This window comes from Porphyromonas crevioricanis (assembly GCF_900167225.1).
GTDB lineage: Bacteria > Bacteroidota > Bacteroidia > Bacteroidales > Porphyromonadaceae > Porphyromonas > Porphyromonas crevioricanis.
On the sequence record NZ_FUXH01000003.1, the window covers coordinates 210,987 to 218,885 of the forward strand.

The window sequence follows — 7,899 nt, forward strand, 5'->3', positions numbered from 1 at the left end:
TCAAAAAGAGAAAAGTATCCGAATTGTCCTTTTTTCTGTCCTACTCCTACAAACAGAGACTGTTGCATGAGCTCCTACCAAATCCTCCAAGAAAGCATTTTGTTATGTACTATTTTGTTTATTTAGTTCTTTGCTTGAGGTTTTTTTCTACTCTAATTCGAGGCTTTTGGCCTCGATTTTCCTGTGATTTTTTGATATCCATAGGAGTCGTTTTTTGCTGACACGGGAGAGAACGAAAATTCTCTCCTGAGAAAAAAAATATTCTCTCCTGTGTTAGCGAAATTTCTCTCAGGAGAGAATTTTGGCCCTCTCAGAACGTCCTATTCATCGGTATTTTGGAGAGTCATCATGAGCTAAAAAAAGAGGAATAAATTCGCTTGTCTATACAGCCCCTTTTTCCTCTATTTCTTCAGTTTTTGCAGCAAGCATGAATTTACAAAACATATCTATTTTAGCGACAGAAAACAGCCACTTGAGCCTCTTGCATGGACTCCAAAAAGGCAATCAAAACTCGCCTTTTTGTTGACTTCGCAGAATGCGGTAATCTTGAAGGCATCAAGACGAAAGGCACAGAGAATATACTTGTCGCATATGGCCAAGCCCGAATGTTGAAAATAACATACCAGTGCCACATTATGCCACAGTCTCAAGTAACGCTCCTCCCTCTTCCTTTCCAAACTTCTATTCTTCAACAAAAGGCCAATAGGATTTCCTGCCTCCTTTTGCCTCTCCTTTATCCATTCTCGCCTAAATTTGGGTTCTATAAGCATCTTTAGGCGAGCTTCTTTGTTCTCTACAGTAGAAAGGTTATCGACAAAACTCATGTTAAACATCGACGGACAAGACAAAGATCTTCTACAGTCTCCCTCTCTTCCGGGCAAAACAATGCGTAGGCATATCTATCGCTTGGCTTTGCCTAATATCATATCAAATGTAACCGTGCCACTGCTCTCCATGGTAGATGTTGGTCTGGCCGGCCATTTAGGTCGCCCAGAGGCAGTCGGAGCGATAGGGGTTGCCTCCGGAGTAATCTCGCTTGTCTATTGGTTGTTTGCTTTCCTTAGAATGGGGACTACTGGCTTCACTGCTCAGGCTTATGGGCGTAGCGATGTCACAGGCATTCTCATTCAGCTCTGTAGAGGTCTCTTGCTTGCCATAATACTGGGTATCATTATTTGGTTCGCCAGAGACCTCATGTATGCCGTTGGCATTTTTCTATCAGCCGGAAGCCAGTCCATAGCAGACGAGACAAAGACCTACCTACAATACGCCTTCGCGGGGGCCCCGGCGGCTCTGATGCTCTATGTCCTGAATGGTTGGTTTGTGGGCATGCAAGATACACGCATTCCCATGTGGGTAGCTATCGGACAGAATGTGCTCAATATTCTACTCAGTCTCATTTTGGTGAAATATGCAGGACTGGGGGTTGCCGGTTTGGCTATAGGAACAGTCTCAGCCCAATATGTGGGTGTATTGGCTTTACTGACAGCATTTGCAGTCAAATATACTCGACTCCTTGCCTTAATCTCCCAACGGCATTTTGTATCGACTCTCCATTTGGCTGTCTCAATGGGGATGGGAGGATTACTGCTGCTACGTACTCTTTTGCTGAGCGGAATCAGTCTATTTTTCACCTACGCTTCGGCTAAATTCGGAGCAAACACCTTAGCTGCCAATATTCTACTTATGCAGCTATTCACTCTCTTTTCGTATTTTCTCGATGGTTTGGCTTATGCCGGAGAGGCTCTTGCTGGCCGATATATAGGGCAACGCAATCCCTACCGATTTGCTCTAATGCGCAGACAGTTGTTCCGAATTGGTTTTTTTGTTGCTACTGCCATTGCTTTGCTTTATCTGCTATTCCCTTCTTTCCTACTAAGACTATTGACCAACGATGCGACTGTCTACAATGAAGCGATGAGCATGGTTTTCTGGATATCCTTAATTCCGCTGTGCAGTTTTGCAGCTTTCTTGTGGGATGGGATTATGGTGGGGGCCACAGCTTCGGGTATGATGTTGGCTACAATCTTGTTCGGAGCCATGTGTTTTTTCTCTTGCTATTTCATTTCGGTTGGCAACCTTGGCGTATGGGGTCTTTGGCTCTCTTTCGATCTCTATTTACTCTTTCGCTCCCTCGCTTCGTGGAAATTGGGTAAAAGACTGAGATGTAGCTACTAAGTTTCTCTCCTGCGCTACAAATCGACTATCTCTTATTACGAGGATGAAAAGTCTCTATCTGTACTCGTAGTTGCTCTCGATCTATGTGTGTATATATTTGGGTGGTAGAGATGTCCGCATGCCCCAACATAAGTTGTATAGCCTGCAAATTGGCACCTCCTTCCAATAAGTGTGTAGCAAAGCTGTGCCGAAAAGTATGAGGACTGATCACCTTGTCTATCCCTGCAGCCAAGGCAAGATCTTTGACAATCCGAAAGACCATGATTCGGGATATAGCCTTTCCCCTTCTGCTAAGAAACACATATTGCTCCTCTCCTTTCTTTGGCTGCGGAAGCTCTTCTATTCGAGACAAATAAGCCCGTATTGCAGCCACGGAGGGAGGGCTCATAGGCACTAATCGCTCTTTACGTCCCTTGCCGGGAATACGCAAAAAGCTCTCGTCGAGAAACATATTGGGGTAAGAAAGGGAGCATAACTCCGATACACGCAATCCACAGCTATACAAAAGTTCGATGATAGCACGGTTTCGCAGAGCAAAGGGAGTAGATGGGTCTATGACAGAGATCATCCGATCTATCTCATCCACACTGAGAACTTCAGGCAATTTGCTTCCTAAGCGGGGAGATTCGAGAAGTTCGGAAGGATCTTTTGGCAAATATTCATCCAAAACAAGAAATCGGCAGAAACTCCGAACTCCAGCTATAATGCGAGCAATGGAGCGAGGAGAAATCCCCAAATCGTAAAGCTCGGCCACAAATAGCTGCAGGTGCCCGTAGGTGAGGCCTCTCAATTGCAACCCCTCGGTCTCTATGTAAGAAAGCAATTTAGCTGCGTCACCGGTGTAGGCGGCACAGCTATTGTCAGTTAGATTTAACTCTAATCGAAGATAATCGGTATAACCGTCTAAGAGAAGTTGTTTGTCCGACATAAGTTCTCGCCTTCCTGCATCATAATTAGGGGGCAATGGCAGATCGTCCGGACTCCGATACATCATCGAAGTCAGAGAGAGTACAAAGTGAAAGGGTATGGCCATCCCACTCTGCCCAAGAATCGTAACGAATCCAATCCCCCAACAACAAAATACGTTTCTGTTCTGGCAAGGCTAAATCCACAAGCAAGTGTCTATGACCAAACATGAAAAAGTCTATCTCTGGATGCTTCTCCAAGTAGGCTTTGGCCTGTACTACAAGCCATTCATTTTCCAAATCGAAATAATCATTGTGGTAAGCATGAGGCACACGCCCCTCAGTTTGCTTCTCAAGCCCCTTACGACGTGAATGCAGCGAAAGCCCATAGGCCAGCCCGACAGTCCATCGAGGATGTATTGCTGCATAGAGTTTTCTCAATATCGGGTTGCGAAAAATACGGTATATCAGATCATTCCTCTTTTTCTGACAGCGATATTCACTATCTCCATGAGAGAGACGGAAGCGTTTGTTTCCGTCGGTGAACTCAATGGCAGTGTGGTGCACCTGTGCGCCCAGTTCTTTCTCGAAATAGTCTGTCATCCAAGGATCATGATTGCCGGCCAGAAAATGCAACTCCACACCATCATCCGCCATCATGGCACATTGCCCGAGGAAGCGCACAAATCCACGCGGAACAACATATTTGTACTCAAACCAATAGTCAAACATGTCACCCAAGAAATATATGGCCTTGGCTTCTGCTGATATGGAACTGAGCCAACGCACCAATTTGCGCTCTACAGCCATAGAATCAGCATGGTATTGCGACCCCATATGTACATCAGACAGGAAATAGATTTTTGTCCTCATACTTTTCCCTGGCGTCTATCGGACAGACTTACATAAAACCCAACTCAAGCAGAGCTTCTTCACTCATCATCTCTTTGCTCCACTCCGGCTCAAATGTAATATCGACCTGCACATCACGAATACCTTTCACACTGCCGACCTTCATTTTCACATCCTCGACGATAAAATCGGCAGCCGGACAGTTGGGAGCTGTAAGCGTCATCGTGATGTGAGCCAATCCGTCGTCTTTGATGTCTACCTTGTAGATCAATCCCAAATCATAGATATTCACGGGGATCTCCGGGTCGTAAACCGTTTTGAGCATCCCTACTATATCTTCTTCTATCTGCAAAAATTCATTATCCATACCTATGAGAGTTTTTCTAACGAAAGAACCATCTACTACACCTTTCGTTGCAACAGCTAAAGTAACACAAAGGATGCGAACCGGCTGTTTGGCTCCGATCGATAAGAAAAAGACAACCGGCCGTTCTTTTGACAAGAACGGCCGGCTGTCTTGGTTGTACCTCTGATTAGGTAGGGATCAAAGGAATAAAAACTGTTGGTTAGCGCACTCGGCGAAAACGTTGTCCAGGCAAAGAGAGCAAATCTCCGGAAATGCGGTAGTCGTATTCTGTTTGAGTTTGCTTTCCTTGCTTGGAAGTAGAAGATATATCGAGTGTATAGAGGACATTATCTTTTGTTCGATAATAAACCTCCCTGCCATCCTCTATAATCCTGTCTCCGACACGCTTGTATATACGGCCTTCGGCTGTGTACACATAAGTAAGTGTTTGATCGGAGGGGACAGTAGGCCCTCCTTCCAGATAAGGCATCCAACGTCCGATAATCTCCGGATCATGTTGTCCGCTGATATAAGCGTTCTTGTCATCTATATCCTTGTCACAAGAAGTCAAGCTCAATGAGCCGACCAAGACAAGAGTGAAACAGATGAACAGCAAACTTATTTTCTTCATAAACGATGGTATTATTCTCATGGTATTATTCTCTTTGTGATTGTTTGTGCCGGATGCAGAAAGAGTTCTCTCAAAAGTTTTCCGGGAAACGATCAAGGTATTTATGACAGAGAGCTATTTCCTCTGCAGTGAGGACCTGACTGAGGCGTTGTCGGTTACGTTTTGTGATCGTAGAGCAAATCATACGAAGGTCTGCAGAAAAAGATTGATCCTTCGCATCCTCCACATTAATACGAATCTTAGCCGGCATCAATACTTCGGAAAAGAACTCTTCCGGATGATTGGCCATACCCAACAATTCATCCTCATTACTAAAAAGGATAGAAGCTCGGCAGGTAATGCCCGGCTTAACCTCTAATACTTCTCTATAAGCATCAGGATAAATTTCCGTCTGTTGCCTGACAAGGGGTCTGGGCCCCACAATACTCATATCACCGACAAAGACATTGAATAGCTGTGGTAACTCGTCCAGCTTGTATTTGCGGAGAAAATAGCCGGCAGTGGTAATTCGCTTGTCTCGCTCTCCTATAGTAATCAACAGTCCTGGTTCCCACTCCTGACGAATCATAGAGCGAAATTTGTACAATCGAAAATCTCGTCCCTTGCATCCCACTCTTTTTTGGACAAAAAAAACTGTACCTGGAGAATCCAACTTGATCCAAACGGCTATCAACAACAACAACGGCGACAAGAGCAAGAGGCCCAAGCCCGATGCCATGAGGTCGAAAAGTCGCTTTCCTGTGTAAGCCATTTGATGCTCAACTACTGTATTGCTACCGATGTATGGAAGGCAAAGATAATTCAAAGCCTCCAAAGAGCAGTTCTAACCTTCCCTCGCCAATTCTTGCAAATTGACAATTCGACGTATCTGCCCATTGCTGATAATGAAAAACGTAGGCAAAGACTGCACGCCAAAACTATATAAAGACTCCTGCTTCGCATCATTGACTGTGATCCAAGGCAGAGTACGAACTGCATTTTGCCAGAAAAAGAGATCTCTATCAATACCTACCTCATATATCTCCAGTCCCTGTTTTCGATGCAGGCGACGAAGCTGCTGTACCAAATCGGGAGACCAATCAGCCTCATGAGAAGTAAAGACCAGAAGGAGCTTGCTGTGCGTCTTAGCAACATCAGCCAAGTCCTGAGCCTCCCCTCTCTTGTCTATGAGCTTTAGTGGAGGTAAGGCCGAGTGTTCTACACTATCAGACAGAGCCAGCTGCTGTCCGGTGTAGGCTCGCATTTGACGAATGGCTGCAATCCCGAGGAGAGTCAGTTGCCTAAGCTTGTCTGTATAGGGAGCTTGGGGGTAATATATTTCATAAGCAGTTGCTACAGCAGCAAAAGCTCTGGAGTCTTCAGGATTCTGCACATCGAAGTAGAGCAACCCTTCTTTGTCCTGAAACAAAGCGTAATAAGCCTCGGCCGATCTGGGATTGGGGAATATATACTTCTGAGAATACTGTTTTTTGAGGTAATCGACCTCTGCTGTCACCTTCTCTTTGTATTCAACTGGGGAAAGTTTCTTCTCTCGAAAAAGAGCTGCCAGACTATCTATACGAGCGGATGTTTCCACATTAAGCATACGTATTTGCCGTATTTTTCGGTTGCAGCTATCCGTTTCCTCAAGACTATAATCCCGTCCAAAATTTGAGGCTTTGGCACGTATATGAGTGCGACTAAGAGAATCCACAGCCAGATAGATATAGTCACTACCGAACCGTAAAGAATAGAAAGAAGGATAGTAATGCCCCTGCACTCCAAAAGCAAAACGACCATCGGCGGCAAGAGAAACCGAATCAATCATTTCACCTGCACTATCTCCCGTACGCAGCAGATAGACCATACTCCCTTCGGTAGCCCCGTCTATTTGTCCACTGATATTATATCGAGATTCTTCTTTGTTACAGCTCGCCAAAACAAACACAGCCAAGGCGATTGTCAGTATCTTCTTCATCATCCCTACAATAAAAACGTATGCTGAATCGGTATAATTATAATAGTTACCTTCCCCCACTGGAGTGAACGCCCAGAAGCACTCCTTTAGTATACAATCACAAATGACTGGCATACCCAAAAGAAACCTTCTCCGACCAAGAAGTAGAGGATAGTTGCAGTCACAATCATTCCTCCTCCAGCTCTCTACCACCCAAGTTAAGGATACGTTCGCAAAACTACGATAAAAGAAATACTCCCGCATAAAAACGATTCTATCTCCAGACTTCACAAGACAAAAACCTCTCGCAGAGGTCAATTTTGGGCCTTATAAACCAATGGGGCTGTATCATAAACTATGACACAACCCCACTGTTTTTCTCTTTACAGAAGTCCTATTCAACCAATATTTTTGCATAGCGATGGGGGTTATCCATTGACTTCAAGACATATATGCCAGTCGGAAGGCCCAAGGTAGAAACCTGACCATAACCCATACGGACCAATCGCCCATCCATGCCGTACAAATACAATTGTCCCGAAACTTCGCTGACTGCGACTCCAGACAGGCGATCATAGCGGTACCATCCCTCTGGGTTCTGAACAACCGGCAAAGCCAACGGACGATGATATACACCATCTATACCGATATCATGAAAAGGATTTCTCTTCCACCAATCAGTTTCGTAGACTGTACCGTCCGGAGCTACATAGCCTCGATACCCATCAATATTTGCATCCTTCAGTGGGACATCACACCATCCTATGCCAGTAAAAGTCCCGCCAATGGGATAGAGCTCATCTTCAAGTCTAAAAGGGTGATCTGCATAACAGTATACGAGAAGGGGACGGCTCTCTCCTGAAAGGAAAAGGCAATAGCAATGAACAATACTTCCATCCCTTTGTTTTGCAACAAAGGTTAACTCCAACTCAGCCTCTCGGGGAGTCCCATTGTCGTCTATCGTAACTGACCAACGCTCTCCTACCTTTTTGTTGGGAGAATGAAACAGGTTACGGACTGCCTTCTCTCCCTCATCTTGGCCCCAAATATC

The 7,899-nt window shown here is 45.0% G+C and carries 8 protein-coding genes; 1 reads left to right on the plus strand and 7 read right to left on the minus strand.

Annotated elements, in window-relative coordinates; all coding sequences use genetic code 11:
- Positions 1-885 precede the first annotated feature (885 nt).
- Positions 886-2,178 (plus strand): MATE family efflux transporter, encoded by a 1,293-nt coding sequence (locus B5D48_RS03090; RefSeq protein ID WP_036890098.1) that lies wholly within the window; start codon positions 886-888, stop codon positions 2,176-2,178.
- A 25-nt stretch (positions 2,179-2,203) separates the two neighbouring features.
- Here the strand turns inward: B5D48_RS03090 and B5D48_RS03095 are convergent, their stop codons facing one another.
- The 7 genes from B5D48_RS03095 to B5D48_RS09095 form a co-directional block, all read right to left on the minus strand.
- Positions 2,204-3,106 carry a site-specific tyrosine recombinase gene (locus B5D48_RS03095; protein WP_023937095.1) on the minus strand — a complete coding sequence of 301 codons (903 nt, stop codon included), beginning with the start codon at positions 3,104-3,106 and terminating at the stop codon, positions 2,204-2,206.
- Between the two features lie 25 nt (positions 3,107-3,131).
- Positions 3,132-3,956, minus strand: coding sequence for a UDP-2,3-diacylglucosamine diphosphatase (locus tag B5D48_RS03100; RefSeq protein ID WP_023937096.1), 825 nt, complete (start codon positions 3,954-3,956; stop codon positions 3,132-3,134).
- A 28-nt stretch (positions 3,957-3,984) separates the two neighbouring features.
- Entirely contained in the window at positions 3,985-4,302 is a 318-nt protein-coding gene (locus B5D48_RS03105; RefSeq protein ID WP_036888248.1) for an iron-sulfur cluster assembly protein, read from the minus strand.
- A gap of 199 nt (positions 4,303-4,501) precedes the next feature.
- Positions 4,502-4,912: a hypothetical protein gene (locus B5D48_RS03110; RefSeq protein WP_023937098.1), complete on the minus strand. Its 411-nt coding sequence runs from the start codon at positions 4,910-4,912 to the stop codon at positions 4,502-4,504.
- Positions 4,913-4,982: 70 nt separating this feature from the next.
- A complete protein-coding gene (locus B5D48_RS03115; protein WP_078801666.1) occupies positions 4,983-5,663 on the minus strand; it encodes a sugar transferase in 681 nt (226 codons plus the stop codon).
- 72 nt (positions 5,664-5,735) lie between these two features.
- Positions 5,736-6,872 carry a lipoprotein gene (locus B5D48_RS03120; RefSeq protein ID WP_023937100.1) on the minus strand — a complete coding sequence of 379 codons (1,137 nt, stop codon included), beginning with the start codon at positions 6,870-6,872 and terminating at the stop codon, positions 5,736-5,738.
- Positions 6,873-7,242: 370 nt separating this feature from the next.
- The coding region (locus B5D48_RS09095; RefSeq protein WP_200805329.1) for a hypothetical protein at positions 7,243-7,899 on the minus strand (657 nt) is incomplete at its 5' end.

Coding starts and splice junctions, on each gene's coding strand:
- B5D48_RS03115 (WP_078801666.1), bottom strand. CDS start 5,663: ATGGCTTACACAGGAAAGCGACTTTTCGACCTCATGGCATCGGGCTTG.
- B5D48_RS03120 (WP_023937100.1), bottom strand. CDS start 6,872: ATGATGAAGAAGATACTGACAATCGCCTTGGCTGTGTTTGTTTTGGCG.
- B5D48_RS03100 (WP_023937096.1), bottom strand. CDS start 3,956: ATGAGGACAAAAATCTATTTCCTGTCTGATGTACATATGGGGTCGCAA.
- B5D48_RS03090 (WP_036890098.1), top strand. CDS start 886: ATGCGTAGGCATATCTATCGCTTGGCTTTGCCTAATATCATATCAAAT.
- B5D48_RS03105 (WP_036888248.1), bottom strand. CDS start 4,302: ATGGATAATGAATTTTTGCAGATAGAAGAAGATATAGTAGGGATGCTC.
- B5D48_RS03110 (WP_023937098.1), bottom strand. CDS start 4,912: ATGAAGAAAATAAGTTTGCTGTTCATCTGTTTCACTCTTGTCTTGGTC.
- B5D48_RS03095 (WP_023937095.1), bottom strand. CDS start 3,106: ATGTCGGACAAACAACTTCTCTTAGACGGTTATACCGATTATCTTCGA.